The 19,499-nt window shown below is 57.7% G+C and carries 19 protein-coding genes; 7 read left to right on the top strand and 12 right to left on the bottom strand.

Annotation, left to right across the window (positions count from 1 at the left end; all coding sequences use genetic code 11):
• Positions 1–249: 249 nt before the first annotated feature.
• Positions 250–1,014 carry a tryptophan-rich sensory protein gene (locus HOP44_RS19555; RefSeq protein WP_172256515.1) on the top strand — a complete coding sequence of 255 codons (765 nt, stop codon included), beginning with the start codon at positions 250–252 and terminating at the stop codon, positions 1,012–1,014.
• Positions 1,015–1,205: 191 nt separating this feature from the next.
• Here the strand turns inward: HOP44_RS19555 and HOP44_RS19550 are convergent, their stop codons facing one another.
• Both HOP44_RS19550 and HOP44_RS19545 read right to left on the bottom strand, forming a co-directional pair.
• Positions 1,206–1,592 (bottom strand): RidA family protein, encoded by a 387-nt coding sequence (locus HOP44_RS19550; RefSeq protein ID WP_216667664.1) that lies wholly within the window; start codon positions 1,590–1,592, stop codon positions 1,206–1,208.
• A 377-nt stretch (positions 1,593–1,969) separates the two neighbouring features.
• On the bottom strand, positions 1,970–3,364 hold the full coding sequence (locus HOP44_RS19545; protein WP_172256513.1) for an ATP-binding protein: 1,395 nt from the start codon (positions 3,362–3,364) through the stop codon (positions 1,970–1,972).
• 187 nt (positions 3,365–3,551) lie between these two features.
• Between HOP44_RS19545 and HOP44_RS19540 the strand changes: the two genes are divergently transcribed.
• Entirely contained in the window at positions 3,552–3,908 is a 357-nt protein-coding gene (locus tag HOP44_RS19540) for a hypothetical protein (protein WP_172256511.1), read from the top strand.
• A 62-nt stretch (positions 3,909–3,970) separates the two neighbouring features.
• Here the strand turns inward: HOP44_RS19540 and HOP44_RS19535 are convergent, their stop codons facing one another.
• Together HOP44_RS19535 and HOP44_RS19530 are read right to left on the bottom strand one after the other, a co-directional pair.
• Entirely contained in the window at positions 3,971–4,243 is a 273-nt protein-coding gene (locus tag HOP44_RS19535; RefSeq protein WP_172256509.1) for a hypothetical protein, read from the bottom strand.
• A gap of 85 nt (positions 4,244–4,328) precedes the next feature.
• Positions 4,329–4,556, bottom strand: coding sequence for a CsbD family protein (locus tag HOP44_RS19530; RefSeq protein WP_216667663.1), 228 nt, complete (start codon positions 4,554–4,556; stop codon positions 4,329–4,331).
• Between the two features lie 353 nt (positions 4,557–4,909).
• Between HOP44_RS19530 and HOP44_RS19525 the strand changes: the two genes are divergently transcribed.
• The 5 genes from HOP44_RS19525 to HOP44_RS19505 all read left to right on the top strand — a co-directional run bounded on the left by HOP44_RS19525 (position 4,910) and on the right by HOP44_RS19505 (position 10,106).
• Positions 4,910–5,827, top strand: coding sequence for an FMN-binding protein (locus HOP44_RS19525; RefSeq protein WP_172256507.1), 918 nt, complete (start codon positions 4,910–4,912; stop codon positions 5,825–5,827).
• Between the two features lie 139 nt (positions 5,828–5,966).
• Positions 5,967–7,841, top strand: a complete 1,875-nt coding sequence (locus HOP44_RS19520; RefSeq protein WP_172256505.1) for an FAD-dependent oxidoreductase — start codon at positions 5,967–5,969, stop codon at positions 7,839–7,841.
• Positions 7,842–8,019: 178 nt separating this feature from the next.
• Entirely contained in the window at positions 8,020–8,451 is a 432-nt protein-coding gene (locus HOP44_RS19515; protein WP_172256504.1) for a hypothetical protein, read from the top strand.
• 1 nt (position 8,452) lies between these two features.
• Positions 8,453–9,436 (top strand): polyprenyl synthetase family protein, encoded by a 984-nt coding sequence (locus HOP44_RS19510; RefSeq protein WP_172256502.1) that lies wholly within the window; start codon positions 8,453–8,455, stop codon positions 9,434–9,436.
• Between the two features lie 187 nt (positions 9,437–9,623).
• Positions 9,624–10,106 carry a heme-degrading domain-containing protein gene (locus HOP44_RS19505; protein WP_172256500.1) on the top strand — a complete coding sequence of 161 codons (483 nt, stop codon included), beginning with the start codon at positions 9,624–9,626 and terminating at the stop codon, positions 10,104–10,106.
• A 144-nt stretch (positions 10,107–10,250) separates the two neighbouring features.
• On the opposite strand, the gene HOP44_RS19500 is transcribed toward HOP44_RS19505, so the two are convergent.
• The 8 genes from HOP44_RS19500 to HOP44_RS19465 form a co-directional block, all read right to left on the bottom strand.
• On the bottom strand, positions 10,251–11,123 hold the full coding sequence (locus HOP44_RS19500) for a 4-hydroxybenzoate octaprenyltransferase (RefSeq protein WP_172256498.1): 873 nt from the start codon (positions 11,121–11,123) through the stop codon (positions 10,251–10,253).
• The gene (locus tag HOP44_RS19495; protein ID WP_172256691.1) at positions 11,120–12,460 is read right to left on the bottom strand and encodes an aspartate aminotransferase family protein; all 1,341 of its coding nucleotides are present in this window, start codon (positions 12,458–12,460) and stop codon (positions 11,120–11,122) included. Before HOP44_RS19495 ends, HOP44_RS19500 begins: the two co-directional genes overlap by 4 nt.
• 71 nt (positions 12,461–12,531) lie before the next feature.
• Positions 12,532–14,655 (bottom strand): peptidase U32 family protein, encoded by a 2,124-nt coding sequence (locus HOP44_RS19490; RefSeq protein ID WP_172256496.1) that lies wholly within the window; start codon positions 14,653–14,655, stop codon positions 12,532–12,534.
• 67 nt (positions 14,656–14,722) lie between these two features.
• Positions 14,723–15,544 (bottom strand): energy-coupling factor transporter transmembrane component T family protein, encoded by an 822-nt coding sequence (locus tag HOP44_RS19485; RefSeq protein ID WP_172256494.1) that lies wholly within the window; start codon positions 15,542–15,544, stop codon positions 14,723–14,725.
• Positions 15,529–16,593 carry an ATP-binding cassette domain-containing protein gene (locus HOP44_RS19480; RefSeq protein WP_172256492.1) on the bottom strand — a complete coding sequence of 355 codons (1,065 nt, stop codon included), beginning with the start codon at positions 16,591–16,593 and terminating at the stop codon, positions 15,529–15,531. The genes HOP44_RS19485 and HOP44_RS19480 overlap by 16 nt, the downstream gene beginning before the upstream one ends.
• A complete protein-coding gene (locus tag HOP44_RS19475) occupies positions 16,590–17,450 on the bottom strand; it encodes an ATP-binding cassette domain-containing protein (RefSeq protein ID WP_172256490.1) in 861 nt (286 codons plus the stop codon). Before HOP44_RS19475 ends, HOP44_RS19480 begins: the two co-directional genes overlap by 4 nt.
• Before the next feature lie 34 nt (positions 17,451–17,484).
• Complete coding sequence (locus HOP44_RS19470; protein WP_172256488.1) at positions 17,485–18,039, bottom strand: Gx transporter family protein; 555 nt, start codon at positions 18,037–18,039, stop codon at positions 17,485–17,487.
• Positions 18,023–18,430, bottom strand: coding sequence for a NusG domain II-containing protein (locus HOP44_RS19465; RefSeq protein WP_343059969.1), 408 nt, complete (start codon positions 18,428–18,430; stop codon positions 18,023–18,025). The genes HOP44_RS19470 and HOP44_RS19465 overlap by 17 nt, the downstream gene beginning before the upstream one ends.
• Positions 18,431–19,499: the final 1,069 nt, after the last annotated feature.

Genomic DNA, 19,499 nt, shown 5'->3' with positions numbered 1-19,499 from the left:
GTTTTGATTCAGGGCAAACGTTTGCACAAAAGAGCAAAAAAAATGATTCCCCGTCCTGTACCGGAAATCCGGATAGTTGAAACCGCTATCTTCTTCCCTGATTATGACATCTTTGCCCACTCGCCGCAATCGAAAAATTCGAAAAGCCGGTACGCCCGCCCGAAAAGGGGGTATAACATGGTTGTGGACAAAATGACCTGCCGGTCATTTCGGAATCCGGAATATTTAGTACGAAAGGGGCTGCTCATCTTGTCGTCAAGAAATCCTTACAAGTGGCTGAATGCGGTTCTGCTGATCGCCACGCTTGCGGTCAATGCCATGTCTACGCTGCTTCCGCTGGCCGGCCGCGATACCCGCGAGATCTCGGACATGTACAAGAATCTGCTGACACCGGCAGGGTTCGCTTTCTCGATCTGGTCGGTTATTTACGTGCTGCTGATCGGTTTTGTGATTTACGCTTTCGTCGCGGAACGAAAAGGCCGCGCCTCGGCCGCCGCTCCGGGACCGTTGTTTGCGATCAGCTGCGTCTTGAACATGGCCTGGCTGTTCTGCTGGCATTATCTGCTGATCGAACTTTCCGTCGTCGTCATGCTGTTGTTCCTCGTCGTTCTCATTCTGATCTACCTGCGTACCCGGCTGCACGGAGAACGCCTTGAAGTGCTGGACATCGTATTCGTCAAACTGCCGTTCAGTCTCTACCTGGGCTGGATCAGCGCAGCGACCATCGTCAACATTTCCGCCCTGTTCGCCAAACACGGTTTCGACGGTGTGGGCCTCGGCCTTACCGGCTGGGCAATCGTAATGGTAGTCGCAGCCGCCGCGCTCGCATTCCTCATCGGTTTCCGTTTCCGCGACGGCGTATACCCGTTGGTATTGGCCTGGGCGCTGTATGCGATCTCTGTCGAACAGTCGAACACCGTCCGCGCCGTGGAGCTTACGGCTCTCGTCGCATCGATCGTCGTCGCGCTGTTCGGGATATGGATGCTTATCCGCTCGGTTCTCGACCGCGATTAACAACACCTTTCCGGCGGCGAAATCCCGGCTTCAAGCCGCTTCGGCTCCCGCCGGATTTCACCTCGGAACCCAAAGAAAAGCCGGCTGCTTAAAGCAGCCGGCTTTTCTTTGGGTTCGTGTACCCGCACAGGAGCCGCCTTTTAAACAAGGTTCGGACCTCCCAAGGAAATACGGAAACCCATTCGCCCCGATTACTCGGCCAGGGCAATTACTTCGATCTCGACCAGCGCATCCTTGGGAAGGCGAGCCACTTCGATCGTGCTGCGTGCCGGATAAGGCTCGCTGAAGAACGTACCGTATACCGCGTTCGCCGCAGCGAAATCGTTCATGTCTTTCAGGAACATCGTCGCTTTCACTACGCGGTCCAGACTGCTGCCTGCCGCTTCGAGCAGCGCTTTCACATTCTCGAGCGACTGCTTGGCCTGCGCTTCGACGCCGTCCGGAAATTCGCCCGTCTGCGGGTGCACGCCGAGCTGACCGGAAGCGAAAATGAACGGCCCTGCCGCAACTGCCTGCGAGTAAGGTCCGATTGCGCTTGGTGCCTGGTCCGTAACGATTGGCTTTTTGATGTTCGACATGTGTAGAATCCCATCCTTTTCGGCTTGAATTTAATCCGACGTTTCGATACGGCCATGGCCCGGAAGACGGCGGTTTCTGCTTTTCGCATATCCTAAGTTTAAGCGGTCCGCAGCCATTGGGCAAGCTGTCCGTCAGAGAAGGACTTCCTGGCGGCCAAAACAGCAAAAACCGCGGCTTCGGCAGCCGCGGCAGGGAATTCCTATGGCATAAACGTTCAAAAATCGCAGCCAAACGTGTAAGCGCGATCTTTTTCCGGCAGAGCCTAAACGGCTAGTACCTTGTCAACAGTAAAGGTAAGGTTACGCTCCTCTGAATCGCACCTAAAGCGTGTGCGTTTCAGGAAAACGTAAGCCTGGGATTAAGAGTTGAAAGGGTACTAGGACAGCGGCAGGAACAGAGAAAATGTGCTGCCTTTGCCTTCCGAGCTTTCCATCCGGATAAACCCGCCCAACAGCCGTGCCAGGTCGCGGCTGATCGACAGCCCCAGTCCCGTACCGCCGTATATTTTGCTGATCGTACTGTCCGCCTGCTGGAAAGCCTCGAAGATCATGAAATGCTGTTCGGCGGCAATCCCGATTCCCGTGTCCCGCACCGCAAATACGACCCATTCCCCTTTGAGTTGGGGCTCCTGCGCTTTATAGACATGCAGTTCCACACGGCCGGTCTCCGTAAACTTGAACGCATTGGCAAGCAGATTCCGCAAAATTTGCTGAAGGCGCTGCGGATCGGACTGGATCGTATCCGGCAGCTCCGCCTCCATCCGGATATCGAAATCGAGCTGCTTGTGCCGGGCCGTCAATTCGAAATAAGGACCGACCCACCCCGGGATTTCCATGAGGCTTATATCTTCGTGCACAATCTCCAGTTTGCCCGCTTCGACTTTGGACAAATCGAGAATATCGTTGATGATCTTCAGCAGGTCTTCTCCCGAATGGCAAATCAGCTGCCCGTAACGGGCCATCTCTTCGCTTGGCGTATCTTCCGCAGATTCGGAAATAAACTGTGCCAGATTGATCACGCTGTTCAGCGGCGTACGCAGTTCATGCGACATATTGGCCAAAAATTCGGATTTGTACTGCGACGCAAGCAGCAGCTGCCGCGCCCGTTCTTCCAAAACGATCTTGTTCTTGCCCAATTCTTCCGTCTGCTGCTGAAGCAGGCTGTTGGCTTTCTCGAGTGCGATCGCCCGCTGTTGGTCTTTCTGAAAATCCCGCAGGATAAAAGCGAACAGTCCGCACAGCAGCATACTGGTCGGCAGGGTATACGGCAGAATCTGCCCCAGGTAATAAGCTTTCGGGAGAACCCCGAAAATCATGACATTAGCCGAGCTCAGCAGGTTCATCACGACGATGACGAGTGCCGCGCGACGGGCAAACCCCCAATCGACCCGGCGCAGCCATATATTCAGCAGCGCCCCGGCAGCACCGAGAAGGGTCAGATTGATAAACCCCGCCAGGGCCGCTTCGCTCCACCCGAAAGAGAAACGCGTCAATCCGATTCCCAGGCCGACGATAAAGATGACGGGCGGCCGGGTATAGACGAAGATCGCAATCAGCAGGGGGACGATGCGCATATCGAGTATGACCTGTTCGGCCATTTGAAATCCGAACAGGGTCGCAAACCATCCGCCGGCGATCAATAGAAGAACGGAGCCTATGTATTTTACGATTCCGGGTGTCCGATATATCGCATACTTGTAAATCAGATTGGCGATATAAGCAAACGTAACCAGAACCGCCATGTTTTGCACAAACATTTTGGTGAATTCCATCTTATCGCCTCTATTTCCTGATTCTTCCGTTCCGTTGGTGACGGCCCCATCATACCATGAACATTTGCCGGAAGGATATGTTTGCGAAATTTCGAACGTATGATCTTTTATTGTTGTATACGATACATTTTTTGTCAAGAAAAACCGGATTCTGATCCATCGCCCGCAGCTTATACGGACGCTGCCAATGCCAGGAAAAACGCGGGAAAGCCAGGAACCTAGCAAGCCCCTTTCGTTATACGCAGACTTGACCGTTTTGTTTCGCGCCCCAACGGAAGGCTTCAAAAAAACGCTGCATTATGCCGTTTTGAAGCCTGCCTCTGAAGCCGCTATTCTTTTATCGGATTCGCCGCTTCCAATCTTTATATGCGGCAAATCGAAGCTTTTTGGGCAGCCGCGCCTTTGGGCCCATGCCGCTTCCAAGCGATCCGTGCCGTTCGTCTGCGAAAAGGGTATAACGGCATGGCAAAGCGCCTCGGCCTACCGTTCTCAAGCCTTCTTTTTACCCGGAACGGAAGCCGACGCATTTCTTTCTTCCATATAAGGCGCAGTCGGCATAAGGCGCAGTCGGCGAAAAGAACGCAAAAAAGAGTGCTAACCGCACCATCAGGCACGGTTAGCACTCTTTTTGCCGCCTCGCTTAGAGGGATAAAGGGACACCCGGCGCTTCCAATCGGACAAAACGGTGGGAGCTGCAGCCGCAAATGAAGCTTCCGTCGACTCTTCCTGGTCCGATTCCGCAGGAAAACCTGCCGTTTCGGTCTCGGGAAGCCGGTAATAACGCAAATCGTACGAACTTACAAGATCGCCTTGAACGGTAATCACGATGCTGCCGCGCTGTTCGATGATCCTGCCGGACACGGTACGAAGTTCCACCATGGCTGCGTCCCCTCTCTTCTGCTTCGGGTATGAAACGAACGGATGGGATTACGGTGTGCGACCGCGGCCGCGCATGGACGGCGCCTTAGCGGTCGCCGCCCGCGGTCAGTGCCGAAGCCCAGGATTTATACTCCAGCTCGGCCGATTCCGCATCGTGTCCGTACCGCTCGCGAACCTTTTCGATCAAACGGTCTTTTTCACCGTCTATATATGCCAGATCCGCTTCCGTCAGTTTGCTCCACTGCTTCTTCGCCTCGTGCTGCGTCTGGTTCCATCTGCCTTTGATTACTTTGGTTTCGATCGGATTTGTCATGAAGTCAGCTCCTAACTGGTTGGAATCCGTTTAACTTGAATTACCCCCGCGCTCTTTTTGTGAATCCGCTTCCTCTCTTCCTAATACGGACGGCTTATTCGAGAAAAAAATCGAATTTTGACGACTTTTGCGGGGCATCAGACAAATGCCGCATACTTTGTGATTATTATCACATGAGTACTTCAAATTGTATGTTATTCTTCAAATGAAAACGATAGCGGACGGAAATTAGACCTACGAAGCATCCTCTATCCGGCGATTGTCCCAGTGGACGAAGCCCGATCTGACGCAGTCGTTTTCGGTTAATCGCTGTACGTCCGAACGATTCATTCAGAGACAACGGAGGGGTAAAAATGGGTAAAAGGAACTGGTCCGTCATGGTGTGCAGTGTATTGTTGATCGGCGCTTTATCCGCGTGCGGAAGCAATAACGAACAAGCCGAAACCCAGACGGAACCGGCGAAGACAGAAACGGCGGCAGCCGCGAACGACAAAGCGGCAGCCGAAGCGGCTCCGGCCAAGAATGCTTCGGAGCTCAAGGACGGCATGTATTTTGCACAAGGCGACATGGACACGAAGTCGGGCTGGCAGCCTTACGTCATCCTTCAGGTCGAAGGCGGCAAGATTACGGACGCTACCTGGAGCGCTTCGAGCATCAATTCCGGGCCGGACAAGAAAACGTCTTCGGAAAAAGGCAAATACGGCATGAAAGCCGGCGGCGGTTCGACCGAGTGGCACGAACAGGCCGAAAAAGTCGAACAATACCTGATCGATAATCAGGATCCCGCCGCTATCACGACCAATACGGAAGGCTACACCGATGTGGTGTCCGGCGTTTCGGTTCACGTGAATGATTTCACGGAAGTTGCGGCGGCGGCACTGGCCGCCGGTCCGGTTGAAGCCGGTCCGTACGAAGACGGCGCTTACCGCGCCGAAGCGGCGGACTTCGATCCGGAGAGCGGCTGGAAAGAAACGGCCGACGTCACCGTGGCAGCGGGCCGAATCGTAGCCGTCAACTTCAGCGGAATCAACAAAGCCGGCGAAGACAAGAAAACCAATTCCCGAGAAGGCAAGTACGGCATGAAAGCCGGCGGCGCCCAGGCGGAATGGCACGAAGAAGCGGAAAAAACCGAGCAGTACCTGATCGAAAAACAGGATCCGGCAGCCGTGGAGACCAAAGAAGACGGAACGACCGACGCGATCAGCGGGGTTACGATCCATGTCGCTTCCTATCTGAAGCTCGCGGAACAGGCACTGGCAGACGCAAAATAAGTTGGGTCCAAGGCAGCCCTGCAGACATTTCATTTCTATTTTAATTTGAAGCAACGGACGGATCGCCGCCCGCCCTGCGCAGTTATCGCGCAGGCCGGCGGGCGCGCCAAGTCCGTCCACGGAAAGGTTGGTTTTCCTGATGAAAAAGATAGTCGTACTCGGCGGAGGTTATGGCGGCGTTCTGACTGCAAAGAAATTGGCAAAAAACTTCAAAAAAAATACGGATGTACAAATCCAGCTGATCGACCGCAATCCCTACCACACCCTGCTGACCGAACTGCATGAAGTGGCGGCAAACCGGACTCCGGAAGACGCGGTCAAAATCGATCTCAAAAAAATCTTCGCAGGTCTCAAAGTCGATGTGATCCTGGATGAAATCGAGAATATCGACTTTACCGAACGTTCGCTGAAAGGCAAGCAGGCTGCTTACGCCTATGACTATCTCGTCATCGGGACCGGCTCCAAGCCGACGTTCTTCGGTATTCCGGGAGCGCAAGAAAACAGCTACACGCTCTGGTCTTACGACGATGCGGTCCGATTGAAAGACCGTTTCCGGCAGATGTTCACGGAGGCCGCCAAAGAAAGCGACCTGGCGGTTCGACGGGAGAAATTGTCTTTCGTCGTAGTCGGCGCGGGCTTTACCGGCGTCGAATTGATCGGCGAGATGGCCGAATACCGCAGTGAACTGTGCCGCGAGTTCTACATTGATCCGTCCGAAGTCCGGATGATCGTCGCCGATATGGCGCCGAAGATTCTCCCTCTGCTGCCGGACAAACTGATCGCCAAGTCGGAACGTTATCTCAAGAAGCTCGACATCGAGATCATCACCGGCAAGCAGATCACCGGAGTCTCCGAGACGGGTGTCGAGCTCGGCGACCAAAAGTTGACGGCCCGCACCGTAATCTGGACAGCCGGCGTCGAAGGGGCCGAAATCCTCGACAAGCTCGATGTCCAGCAAAAAGGCCGGAAGCGGATCGAAACCAACGACAAACTGCAGAGTCTCGATCACGAAAACGTTTATGTCGTCGGCGACAACATCTTCTTTATTCCGGAAGGCGAAGAACGCCCGGTTCCGCAGATGGTCGAAAACGCCGAGCATGCGGCTCCGCTGATCGCACACAATATCACCGCCGATATCAAAGGCGGAACCAAGAAGTCCTACAAGCCGGCTTTCCACGGCATGATGGTCTCGATCGGCAGCCGTTACGGCGTCGCAAGCGTCGGCCTGCCGGGCAAATTCTTCTCGCTGACCGGATTCTTCGCGATGTTCGCCAAACATGCGATCAACGTCCTGTATCTGTTCACCGTTCTTGGCTTCAACAAAGTCTGGACTTATCTGATGCACGAAATCTTCCATGCCCATGATCGCCGCACCTTTCTGGGCGGACACTTCTCCAAGCGCTCGCCGAACTTCTGGCTCGTTCCGCTGCGCGTGTTCGTCGGCTGGATGTGGCTGCACGAAGGCTGGGACAAACTCCAGAAAGTCATCGATGATCCGAACAATATCTTCCTGATTCCGCCCGACCCGAATGCCGATGTGGTCAGCGCCGCTTCCGAAGCGGTCGGCAACGTGGCTTCGACAGTCGATGCCCAAACGGCGGCTTCCGCGGTCGAAAATGCCGGACAAGCCGTTCAGGCGATTCCGGTTCCCGGATTCGTCTCGGACATGGTCAGCTCGATGATGGATCTGATGTTCTATTCGGGCGACGGCGGCTATACCTGGTTGGCTACCGCTTTCCAAGTCGGCATGGTTGCCGCCGAAATTATCTTTGGCCTTATGCTTATCGCCGGTCTCTTCTCCGCGATCGCTTCGATCGCCACAATCGGCATGGGTCTCATGATCTGGTCTTCCGGTATGGCTCCGACCGATATGTGGTGGTACTGGTTTTCCGCATTCGCGCTCATCGGCGGTTCGGGCAGCATCTTCGGTCTCGATTATTATGTCCTGCCTTGGCTCAAGAAACACTGGAAGAAAACCTGGTTTGCCAAACGTTGGTATCTCTATACAGACTGACCTACCGACTTGGCGTTACGGGCGGGGTTATGTGCAGCTTACAACGCACATGGCTCCGCTTTTTTCAACCCGACGTTTTTGCATAATCAAAGAATTTGTCTCATAATGTGGAGGAATCCGAGTGAACACGGTATATCAGCCGATTCGGTATTTTGTTAGTCCGTCAAGGGGTGCTTCAATGAACGACACAATGATCCGGGAAGCGCAGGAGCGCCTCCAGGCCGAGATCGACCCGATTACGCGGATCCGGCTCGATCCGCAGAAGGCCGGACTTCTCGAAGCGCTGGCCGTCTTCGACCGCTGCCAAGTGGAACCGCTTCGGAAGCCGGGGCTGCTGGCCGTGTACATGCTGCTGGATGCCGCGTTCTCGCGCCACTCCGGACCGTTGGAGCTGGACGATCCGGAGCTGAACCGCCGCATTTTGGACGGTGACTATCTTTACAGCCTGTATATTCAATATACGCTCAAGTGTAAAGAAGAAGCTCTGCTGCGCGGTCTGGCTCCTTTCGTCAAAAAAGCCCAGATCTCCCGGGCGCTGGGCCGGGGCGGCAGCATTCAACTTGCGGTTGCTTTTGAACAGGCTTTGACCGGTCAAAAGGAGGCGCAATAAGATGGGACTTCATACCAAGCTCCGTGTCGACCTTCGCCAGATTGACCGGGAAATGAAACGCATCGTCAAATACGACAAAGACGTACCGAAAGATTCCGAACTCGAACGCTCGCTTCTAAAGACGATCGAAGCCGGCGGAAAACGCCTGCGGCCCATGCTTGTCCTGGTGGGGAGCCGCTTCGGCGACCGGAAGGACGACAGCCGCATCGTACAGCTTGCGGCTGCTGCGGAATTCATTCATACCGCTTCGCTTATTCACGACGATCTGATCGACCGTTCTCCGCTTCGGCGCGGGGAACCTTCGCTTCATACGCTGATCGGCCCGGCGAATGCGCTCTACGTGGGCAACTATATGTCGGCCAGAGTCGTGGAACTGCTGGCCCAGGTCGAAGAACCGGACGGCAGCGAACAGCAGCAGCCTTTTACCGCCGTGGCGACCGCCGAACTGTGTCTGGGGGAATACGAGCAGCTTGAACATGCCTACGACTACGATCTCGGCCTTGACGATTATCTGCTCAAATCGCGCCGCAAAACGGCCCATTTGATGGCCGTCTCGCTGGAATTCGGCGCCCGGGCGGGCGGGGCTCCGGAAGAGCTGTGCCGCAGACTTTACCGTTTCGGCGAACATTTGGGTCTCTCGTTTCAGATCCGGGACGATCTGCTCGATTTCACCGCTTCGGCCAAGCAGCTCGGCAAGCCGTCCGGCAGCGATCTGCTCGGGGGACAGGTGACGCTGCCGGTCTTGTACGCTCTGGAAGATCCGCAGCTCGCTGCCGAGATTCGGACTGTCGGTCCGGACACGTCCCCGGCAGAGCTCCGGCCGCTGCTCGACAAGATCCGGGTAAGCGGTGCCCTGGAACGGGCAGAGCGATTCTGCGACGCGGAACTCGAATCCGCCCGCGAAATCGCCCGTTCGCTGAGCCCTTATGCGGCTCACGCGGACCTGCTGACATTGGCAGACGAACTGGGCGGACGGAAGTTCTAGAAAGCATAAAAAAGCAAGCAGGCCGGCGGAAAGCTTCCGCCGGCCCATTCGTATATGCCGCAAAACCGCCCCAGCCGCCAAGAGACAAAGAACCTTGCTCCGGGAAAAGGAAATCGCCGGAACATGTCGAATTGATTTAATCCGACAACCAAGCATCCAAGCTTATTACAAAGGAGATATTCCCCCTATGTCCGTTACTCCCGAAGAAAGACTGTCGCAAATGCGGCTGGAAGAAGAAGAACTACGTTTTCCGAGGTTCGACGCCGAAACGGCGCTTCAACTCGGATTGACGCTGATCGACGAAGCACGCCGAACCGGCAAACAGGTAACCGTCGATGTGACCCGCCGGGGACATCGCTTGTTCCTTCATGCCATGGAAGGGACATCGCCCGAGAATGAAGATTGGATCCGCCGCAAGAACAATACGGTAGGACGCTTCGTCAAAAGTTCCTGGCATACCGCCCTGCTGCTGCGCAGCGAAGGAAAAACGCTGGGCGCCGACTACGGCTTAAGCGACGAGGAGTTCGTTCTGGCCGGCGGGGCTTTCCCGCTGATGGTGGCCGGCGAAGGATTGATCGGCACGATCACCGTATCCGGACTTCCGGATCAGGAAGACCATGACCTCGTCACATCAGGCATTCGCCGATTCCTGAACGAGCTGCAGAAATAGTCGTCGCTCTGCCCGCACCGGGCCAAGCGGCAGACTTAACTGGATACGCAGAGGCCAAAAAGGATGTCCGGTATAAACCGGACATCCTTTTTGGCATCTGGACTTGGAAGTTGGATCCCGGACCGGACGAAACGTTCGGACAACCTAGAGAAAGTAATCCAGCAGGGTAAACAGGAGAATCAGCATACTGACCCCCTGATTCAGATTGTACGAAGCGATCTTCATCAGCCTGCGATTATGCGGCTTTACGATCCCGTGCTCCAGCATCAACAGGAAAGCGGCCAACCCTATTCCGATCAGGTAGAACGCGCCCAGATCCCGCAGAACGAACAAAGACAGCAGCAGCCCGATCATCACCAGATGCAGAAAGCGCGAGATATACAGGGCGGGCTTGAGGCCAAACGTACTGGGGATCGAATACAATCCCTGTTTGCGGTCGAAGTCGATATCCTGCGTACCGTACAAAATATCGAACCCTCCGATCCACAGCATCACAATCGTGCCCAGTACGAACGGGGTGAATGCGAACGATCCCGTTACCGCAAACCAGGCGCCGATCGGAGCCGAAGCAATTGTAAAGCCCAAGTACAGATGACTGAGCCAAGTAAAGCGTTTGGTATACGAGTAGGAAGAAATCAGAAAAATGGCGGCGGGAGACAGGATCAGACACAGCGTGTTCAGCATACCCGCCGCGGCGATGAAGACCGCATAGTTGACGATCACGAAGATCCAAACTTCGCGTACACTCAACCGTTTCTGCGGCAGATGCCGATGTGCGGTGCGAGGATTGGCCGCATCGAATTCGCGGTCCGCCAGCCTGTTGAAAGCGTTGGCACCGTTGCGGGCGGCAATTAGCGCAATCAGCGACCACAGAACAGTAGGCCACCCGGGTACACCCTCCGCTGCCCATACGATCGAGATGATGGCAAACGGCAGCGAAAACAGCGTATGCGAAAACATGACGAGCGATCCGAAGTCGCGCGTCTTGATCAGCGCACTGCGAATGACCGCGCTCATTGTGCGCGTTCCCCATACGATTGTTCAACGAAATCGTCCGAAGGCTCTCCGCTCTCCTGCGCTCTCAGCCGCTCCCGATCGATACCGCCGATCACGGCATCCAGTTCTTCCAGCATGGATTCGATATCGGCCGTGTCGATCACAAGCGGCGGCTGGAAAGCCAGGACGTTGCGCGCCACGCCATTCTTGCCGATCAGGAAGCCCCGGTCCTTCATTTCTTCCAGCACCCGGTCGGCCACCGCCGCACCGCGAATCGGGTCGTCCGCATACAGTTCCGCGCCCAGCATCAGCCCTAGGCCGCGCACTTCCGAGACGATCTCGGGATAAAAAGTCCGCATTCGTTCCAGCCCGCGCTTTAGTGCCCGGCCAAGCCGCTCCGCGCGTTCGGGCAGGCGCTCCGCTTCGATATAATCCAGCACCGCCAAGGCAGTCGCCGCCGAGACCGGATTGCCCCCGAACGTCGAGGCCGACGGCGTATTCAGGGAAGAAGCCACTTCTTCCGAGGCGGCAAAAGCTCCGATCGGAATACCGCCGCCAAGCGCCTTGGCCATCGTCACGATATCGGCCTGAACGCCAAGCTGCTGCGAAGCGAGCAGTTGGCCGGTCCGTCCGAACCCGGTCTGGATCTCGTCGGCAATCAGCAGTACGCCGTATTCGTCCAGCAGGGCTTTGGCCCGGGCGAGGTACCCGTCCGGCATCACGATCATGCCTCCGTTCCCCTGGATCGGCTCGACGATCATCGCGGCGATCTGGTCGCCCGCTTCGCGCAGAACATCGCCAAGTGCGCTCAGCGAACGTTCCGCCGCTTCCTGCGGATCCACGCCGAACCCGTAAGGACGGGGAATAAAATAGACCTGATCGTCCGGAAAAGGATCTCCCTGCCACATGGCCAACCCGGTGACGCTCATCGTGAGCGCCGTGCGGCCGTGCAGCGATTCGGTCAGCGAGATAAAGCCTCTGCGCTTCGTATGACGCCGAGCCAGCATCAAGGCTCCTTCGTTTGCTTCGGAGCCGCTGTTGCAGAAAAAGACTTTCGGGTAGGCCGGCAGCAGCCGGGCCATACGCTGCGCCAATCGGGCGGACGGTTCGGTCAGATAGATCGTCGTCGTATGCTGCAGCCTGCCCGTCTGCCGCACCGTCGCTTCCGTGATTGCCGGATTGCAGTGCCCGCTGGCTACAACGGATACCCCTGCAAAAAAGTCGGTATATCTTTTGCCCGCCCCGTCCGTTACATGCTGCATCGAACCGGAGACCAGTACCGGAGGATTGCGGTAGAAGTGCTGCGTGCAGGGGAAGAAATGCGCTTTGCGCAGCGCAATGGCTTCTTCCGGCGTCATCGCAGGGAGGGCCGTTTTGCCGTCGATGTTCCCGTTTGGCGTTCCGATTGCTTCATGTCCGTTCATTCCGTTCACCCTTTCGTTTCTTGAAGCGCCGTCTCAAGCTCCGCCGCTCCGCTATCTTCCCGTGCCTGATTGGCTTGCTTCGCTTCCACCGGCGCCGGCAGGTCGGCCGGCGTGCTGCGGTCCGCGCGGCGGAACGCAAGCGCACCCAGGGTAAACCCGGCAAACGCCGGCTCCAGACGTTCGGCCAACACGGCCGCTTGGTCCGGTGCCTGCAGAGCCTGGCGATAGACGCTGAGCAGACGGGCCAGTTGTTCCGGCGAGTAAGTCGAACCTTCGATACGGAAATGGGTGATCCCGGCTCCCATCAGTTCGCCCACGACCGGAAGCATACAGATTTCTTTGGATGTCGTCAGATGGCAGCGTCCGTGTACGTCTTTGTAGACCGGGCTTTCGCCTTTGTCCGTCATGAGGACAAGCACGTCGTCGCGAACGTAACGGTTGCTTTCTTCGGCGATCGGCTCGTAAACTTCCGTGTTCGCGTACAGATCGTGCTCCATATACATGACGACCGGCGTACCGTGCACCGTAAGTTCCATCTCGCCCCGGGTCCGTCCGAGCAGCGCGGCAAGGTCCGGAAGATTCGCTTCGATCGAAGCGGTCATACGCTCTACGCCAAGCTCCCGGTACATGTTCTCGGCCATATGATTGTACAGATTCAGCGACAGATCGCCGATCATCGGCAGTCCAAAGCTTTTGAAACGGCGCACCGCACCCAGATTGGTCACCAGAAGGCCGTCGAGTCCGGGAACGCCTCCCGCCAGCAGCGCATCGTACTGTTCAAAATGGATTTCGTCCATCATTCGGGGCGTGGCGAGGATCAGGCGCGCCGAGCCTTTGATCGCGGCCAATTCGGCAATGTCGCGGCGTCCGAACGGGCGATCCGGCAGCAGCACATCGCCGGATAGGAACAGTTCGTCCACGCCCGCTTCAAGCGCCGCTCTGGCTTGGGCCTTATTGTTGACCCGAACGGTCAGCTTCGGCGTACTCCGCCGCGGCGCCTGTGCCGGGGCGGTGCCGGAAGTGCCGGCCGCTCCGGCGGCATTCGCTCTATCGGACATTTCCGCCGCTTTCTCCTCCGCCGTATTTTGCAGCCATTCGCGTACCGCGTTCACCGCGGATTCGCTGCTCTCGCGCTCCGCTGTCGGCGTACTGAACACTTTGCCCGTACTGTAGAATTTGCCCGTTCCTTCATAGCGCCGGTTAATGTTGGACAACCCCGGAGTGCCAAACGCGTAAGCCGTCGAAAAATCGCGTTTGCGGTTTCGGTGCATTTCTTCGCTGTCCACTCCGCGGTCAAAGCTGACAGGGTCGTCCAGATAGCGGTCGATCGCTTCGCCGTAGCTGTTCACAAGCGCCGAAATAAAATCTTTGTCGCGCATCCGGCCTTCGATCTTAAACGAAGTGACATGCGCGTCGATCAGCTCCGGCAGATATTCGTACATATTCATGTCTTTGGCCGCCAGTGGATAAGGGGTGCTGTAGACATAGCCGTCCTTTTTCATCCGGTAATCCCAGCGGCACGGCTTCAGGCACTTGCCCCGGTTGCTGCTCATGCCGAACAGATGCGAACTGATGTAGCAGTTGGCGCCGTGCACCGAACACATATCCCCGTGCACGAAATATTCGATCTCGATTCCCGTCTGCTCCTCGATGATCCGAGCCGTGCGAAGGTCCATTTCCCTCGATGTCACAACCCGGGTTACGCCGTATTCCTGCAGGGCGCGAACCATCTCGGCATTATGTACATTGAGCATGACGGAAGCATGCACCGGCAGGGCAAGTCCCTGCTCGCGCAGCAGCGAAGGGACGGCCAGATCCTGCACGATAATGGCATCCACACCGGAGCGATCGAGAAAAGCCAAATATTCGCCCGCTTCCGGCAGGTCCGTTTCGCTCAGCATGTTGTTGACCGTGACATACGCCTTTTTGCCGAGTCCGTGCGCGATATTGACCGCTTCGGCGATGTCTGTCCGGGTAAAGTTATAGCCTTTGCGCATCATCCGCATATTGAGCCCGGGACCGCCGAAATACACCGCGTCGCAGTTCGCCCGAATCACCGTTTCAAAAATCTCGAATGTGCCGACCGGGGCCAGCAGTTCCACTTCTCTTCCTTGAAAATAACGTGCCATATCCAAGTTCCCCCTTTTCAATCTTGAACCTCTACCCTATCCCATTCCTATTTTCAATCGATCCCGCCTATGCGGTCAGCCGCAGGGCAAGCGCCGCGATCGGCAGCAGGGCGAACAGCAGGGTAAACCAGGTGTCCGCACCGCGCCAGGCGAGCCCCCGGTATGCCGTTCTCGGTGCCCCGATCCGGTAGCCCCGGGCTTCGAGCGAAGTCGTCAGTTCTTCCGCCCGCCGGAAAGCGCCGACCGTTACCGGGACAAGCAGCGACAGCAGCAGACGGGCTTTTTCCCGCGGATTCATTTCTTCGTAATCCGCGCCGCGCGCCGCCTGTGCTTTGAGTATCGTCTGCGCTTCTTCCAGGAGTGCCGGAACGAACCGCAGGGCGAGCCGCATCATAAGCGAGAATCGTTCGGCCCCCGTTCCCCTGCGGGCAAGCGGCTTGATCAGCCCTTCGACGCCGCGGCTGAGCATGGACGGCGCTGTCGTAAAGGTCAGCAGCGCCGTAAAAACGATCAGCAGCGCCATCCGGCTTACCGCAAGCAGGGCTTCGGACAAGCCGGATGAGGTCAGCGCGACCGGTCCGAACGTCCAGGCCCAGGCCGCTTCATCGGCGTTCCCCGCTCCGGTTCCCCCGAACCATTGGAACAAGAAGACGAACAGCATCAGCCAGCGCAGCGGACGCATCGCGCGAAGATACGTTTTGAACGGGATCCGGGTCGCCGCCAGCACGACGGCGGCCAATACGGCCAGCGCGACCACCGGAAGCCAGCCGTCCGAGAGAATGAGCGCCGCCGTGAACAGCAGCATGGCCGCGATCTTCGCTCGCGGGTCCAGTCCGTGGATCCGCGAACCCGTCGGAATCATCCGGCCGATCATCAGTTTGTCGCGCATACGCTCGCCTCCAATCCTCCAGGATTCCCGGCTTCCGCTTCCAAAGCAGAACGATTGGCCGATTGATGCACCGCTTCGGCAATCCGCCGGGCCATCTCCTGCGCCGTTCTCGGCAGCGGAAGCGCGGCCAGCTGCGGCAGACGGGCCGTCCATTCCGCCCAGCATTTCAGCGGCTCCGGTACGGCGACCCCCCACTGATCCAGCTCGTCGGCCCGGTCGCCCAGTTCATCCGCATCGCCCTGGAAGACGGCTCGGCCTTCATGCATCACGATCCATTCGTCCGCGACTTCCAGCAGTTCCTCGATCCGGTGCGTCACCACCAAGATCGTGCGGCCTTCTTCGCGGCACAGCCGAGCGAGCAGCAGAACCAGCTCTCGGCGCGCAGCCGAATCGAGCGTTGCCGTCGGTTCGTCGAGCATGAGGACTTCCGGCCCTGCCGCCAGTACCGAAGCGATCGCGGCTTTGCGCATCTGTCCGCCGCTTAGTGTCAGCGGATGACGCTTCAGCAGGCTGTCATCGAGCTTCATTGCATGCAGGGCTTCTAGCGCCTGGGCCTGGGCCTGCTCGCGCGTCATCCCAAAATTCAGCGGTCCGAACATAAGATCTTTCTCTACCGTATCTTCGAACAGATGCTGCTCGGGAAACTGGAAGCTGAGTCCTACCCGGCGGCGCAGCGCATTCAGTTTCGGTTTTTGCAGACCGGGAACCAGCATATGGTCCAGCACGCGAACCGAGCCGCCGGCCGGGAGCAGCAGTCCGTTCAGCAGTTGGAGCAGTGTCGATTTGCCGGAGCCGGTGCCCCCGGCAATCCCGACCAGCGTTCCCCTGCGGATACGGATATTCACGCCATACAAGGCCGCCGCCGCAAAAGGGCTGCCGGCCTGGTAGATATAATCCGCATCCGTCAACTCGATCACCGTTTCCGACCGGCCCGCAGCAATCTGCGGACAAGGTACGGACTCCGGGGGACCGCCGACCGGATTTCTGCCGTCCAACCGCTTTCCGCTGTTTCTTTTCCCGGCGGCTCGCCGCTTGATCCAGCCTCTCATGACCGCGTCCCCCTTCGTTGATCCGCTTCGCTTCCGCCGCCGAAACGGCCCGCCTCCGCCGTATTTCCATACACGCCTGCCGCGCCGAATAGACCCAAAGCGGACAGCTGCCGGGCAAGCTCCATGCGAAAAGGCGGTTCGATGCCGCAGCTGCGAAGCAGACCGGGATCCGCGAAAAATTCATCCGGCGTCCGGTCCGCGCAGATTGTTCCTTCTTTTAAAGCCACGATCCGGTCCGCCGCAAGCATCTCGTCGACGTCGTGCGTAACCGAAAGGATCGTATAATCCCCGTGATCTTTCATCCCGCGAATGACGGTCAGCAGCTCGAGCCGCGAACGCTCGTCCTGCATGGAGGTCGCCTCGTCGAAAACGACGATCTCCGGTTCCATCGCCAGGCAGGCCGCCACCGCGCAGCGCTGCTTCTGTCCCCCGGACAGTTCCCCCGGATGACGCGGCAGAAACGCCGAGATATCCAGCCTGTCCGAATACGAGGCAATGCGGCGCTCCATTTCTTCGCGTGCCAGTCCCAAGCCTTCCAGCCCGAACGCCATATCTTCTTCGACCGTTTCCCCGATAAATTGGTTGTCCGGGTTCTGGAAGACCATTCCGATCCGGGAGCGGACAAGAGGCGCATTATGCTCCGTCAGCTCTTCGCCGAATACCGATACCGTACCGCTTTGAGGCCGCAGCAGGGCATTGAGCAGCCGAACGAGCGTCGATTTGCCGCAGCCGCTTGCCCCCACGATCGCCACCCATTCGCCGCGGCCAACGCGCAAATGCACATCCTGCAGCACCGGTTCTTCTTTTTCATAAGCAAAGCCGACGCCGCTCAGTTCAGCCGCTGTTTCCCGTTTCATGCCGCTTCCTCCTTCCAAACGCCCCGGCTGCCCGTCAATAATTCTCCGGCACAAACAGTGCGAACATTTTCATCCGGCCCAGCGAATTTGTCAGATAACGAACCGCGATGCCGACGACAATTCCGGTCGCCACGCCCGCGATCATCAGCACCGGCAGATAATAGAATATGTGCAGCGAATCGATCACGATCGCCGCCGCGCCGAGCTGTCCGATATTATGCGCGATCCCCCCGGCGACGCTGATCCCGATCAGACTCAGCCGTTTGCGGCTGATCTTCATCAGTCCGTACATGGCGGCGAAGCTGAGAATCGCGCCGAACAGACTGAACAGCAGCATGGAGAAGGTGCCCAGGATCATCGCGGTCAGCAGTGTTTTGAGTACGACCAGCATCAGGGTGTCTTTCCCGCCGAGGAAGTACAGACAGGTCAGGATCATAATATTCGCCAGACCCAGCTTCGCTCCCGGCACCATGAAGTTTCCGAGCGGAATCATCGATTCGACGATCCCGAGCACTACCGCGACCGCCGAGAAAATAGCCAGAATCACCGTTTTCTTGAGCAGCAAAGACTCTTCAGCCAACGACGTCATCGACTTCCAGCTCCTCTCCCGATTCGACTCCGATAAAGACAGACACGCGGTGCGGCAGGCAGACGATCTGCTGACCCGGCCGCGTTACGAATCCGAATCCCAGACACAGTTTGTCCGGACAGTCCGCGTCGAGCATCTCGACTCCGCCATCATGGATCTTGACCTGATTGAAGCCTTTGTCCGTCCGGATCGTAAACAGCCGTTCTTCCTCGGTCAGCGGCAGCGTTTTGTACGCTTTGCCGTCGACCTCGATATGCACGACGCGATTTTCGATGTGATTTTTTTCACTTTCTTCTCCGCTCCAATACCCCGGCGCGATAAAAGCAACCGCCGCTGCGACCACGATCCCGATCAGGATCAGGTCCCCCTTTTTCAACATCCTGCCTTTCATGGCTGACTCCCGCCTGTACTTTGCAACTAATTTCACATATATCCGTAAAATAAAAATCGCTGCAAAATACTCGTTTTTTTGAATACCTAAATCTTAGATGCCTTCATTATACGCCCGCTCGTCCGTTTCGACAATCCTTGCAGGGAAAGCCGGCGCTGCCTTTTGAGGTCATTTCACAAATTGATCAATATTGCATAAAAATTTAGTTAAAAACTAAAACAATACGCGCGGCAGACCGACTTTACGGGGACCCTATCGGCAGAGGGCCTCCAAAGCTTCGGCCGCGGCAGGCCGCCTCCTTCGCTTCGACAAGCCGGGAGTGCGGCGCATAGAGCATTCCCGCGAATGACCCCGCCGTACGAAATCTGTTAGAATGGGGAAAATGCCCCACCCCATGAAGGATGCGAAGCCTATACCGCGAACAGGAGGAACCCTTGGATGAAGCAGAAGCCACAAGAAGCGCAGGCTCTTAAGGATGCCGGTTCGCCCGAACCGGGCGAGACGATTCAACGCCGTTCCGGCAAGCCGGGCCGGGCCTGCCGCATGGCGCTGACGGTGCTGTCGACGGCGGCGCTGCTCACCGTGGCGGCCGCCTGTTCCGGCGGCGCACCGGCCGGATCGGCGGCCGGAGAGGCCGCTTCGGGCGAGCAGAGCCGCCCGACCGAGACGGCGGCCGAGGAAACCTCTCGGCCGGAAGCGGACCCGCTGCCGCAGAGCGGGTCGAGACCGGCGGACGAGGACTCGCGTCCGCCGGAGGCCGGGTCGGCGCAGAGCGGCGGCAGCGAGGCGCCGACGGAAGGCAGCCGGCCGCAGGAAGCGGCGGACGGGCCGGACAACGGCGGCGAAGCGGCCGACGAGCAGAGTCGGCCGGAAGACCGCGAAGCCGCGACCGACAACGGCGAGCGCAGCGCGGCCGACGAGCAGAGTCGGCCGGAAGACCGCGAAGCCGCGACCGACAACGGCGAGCGCAGCTCGGCCGACGAGCAGAACCGGCCGGAAGACCGCGAAGCCGCGACCGACAACGGCGAGCGCAGCTCGGCCGACGAGCAGAACCGGCCGGAAGACCGCG

It is taken from the genome of Saccharibacillus deserti (assembly GCF_013618475.1).
Classification (GTDB): domain Bacteria; phylum Bacillota; class Bacilli; order Paenibacillales; family Paenibacillaceae; genus Saccharibacillus; species Saccharibacillus deserti.
Note: the sequence above shows the minus strand (reverse complement) of the source record. Positions and strands in the feature narration are given on the sequence as shown.

Bases quoted from the DNA above. Each gene is read 5' to 3' on its own strand.
- HOP44_RS19550 (WP_216667664.1), bottom strand. From the start codon at position 1,592: ATGTCGAACATCAAAAAGCCAATCGTTACGGACCAGGCACCAAGCGCA.
- HOP44_RS19545 (WP_172256513.1), bottom strand. From the start codon at position 3,364: ATGGAATTCACCAAAATGTTTGTGCAAAACATGGCGGTTCTGGTTACG.
- HOP44_RS19540 (WP_172256511.1), top strand. From the start codon at position 3,552: ATGCCAGGAAAAACGCGGGAAAGCCAGGAACCTAGCAAGCCCCTTTCG.
- HOP44_RS19535 (WP_172256509.1), bottom strand. From the start codon at position 4,243: ATGGTGGAACTTCGTACCGTGTCCGGCAGGATCATCGAACAGCGCGGC.
- HOP44_RS19530 (WP_216667663.1), bottom strand. From the start codon at position 4,556: ATGACAAATCCGATCGAAACCAAAGTAATCAAAGGCAGATGGAACCAG.
- HOP44_RS19525 (WP_172256507.1), top strand. From the start codon at position 4,910: ATGGGTAAAAGGAACTGGTCCGTCATGGTGTGCAGTGTATTGTTGATC.
- HOP44_RS19520 (WP_172256505.1), top strand. From the start codon at position 5,967: ATGAAAAAGATAGTCGTACTCGGCGGAGGTTATGGCGGCGTTCTGACT.
- HOP44_RS19515 (WP_172256504.1), top strand. From the start codon at position 8,020: ATGAACGACACAATGATCCGGGAAGCGCAGGAGCGCCTCCAGGCCGAG.
- HOP44_RS19510 (WP_172256502.1), top strand. From the start codon at position 8,453: ATGGGACTTCATACCAAGCTCCGTGTCGACCTTCGCCAGATTGACCGG.
- HOP44_RS19505 (WP_172256500.1), top strand. From the start codon at position 9,624: ATGTCCGTTACTCCCGAAGAAAGACTGTCGCAAATGCGGCTGGAAGAA.
- HOP44_RS19500 (WP_172256498.1), bottom strand. From the start codon at position 11,123: ATGAGCGCGGTCATTCGCAGTGCGCTGATCAAGACGCGCGACTTCGGA.
- HOP44_RS19495 (WP_172256691.1), bottom strand. From the start codon at position 12,460: ATGACGCCGGAAGAAGCCATTGCGCTGCGCAAAGCGCATTTCTTCCCC.
- HOP44_RS19490 (WP_172256496.1), bottom strand. From the start codon at position 14,655: ATGGCACGTTATTTTCAAGGAAGAGAAGTGGAACTGCTGGCCCCGGTC.
- HOP44_RS19485 (WP_172256494.1), bottom strand. From the start codon at position 15,544: ATGCGCGACAAACTGATGATCGGCCGGATGATTCCGACGGGTTCGCGG.
- HOP44_RS19480 (WP_172256492.1), bottom strand. From the start codon at position 16,593: ATGAGAGGCTGGATCAAGCGGCGAGCCGCCGGGAAAAGAAACAGCGGA.
- HOP44_RS19475 (WP_172256490.1), bottom strand. From the start codon at position 17,450: ATGAAACGGGAAACAGCGGCTGAACTGAGCGGCGTCGGCTTTGCTTAT.
- HOP44_RS19470 (WP_172256488.1), bottom strand. From the start codon at position 18,039: ATGACGTCGTTGGCTGAAGAGTCTTTGCTGCTCAAGAAAACGGTGATT.
- HOP44_RS19465 (WP_343059969.1), bottom strand. From the start codon at position 18,430: ATGAAAGGCAGGATGTTGAAAAAGGGGGACCTGATCCTGATCGGGATC.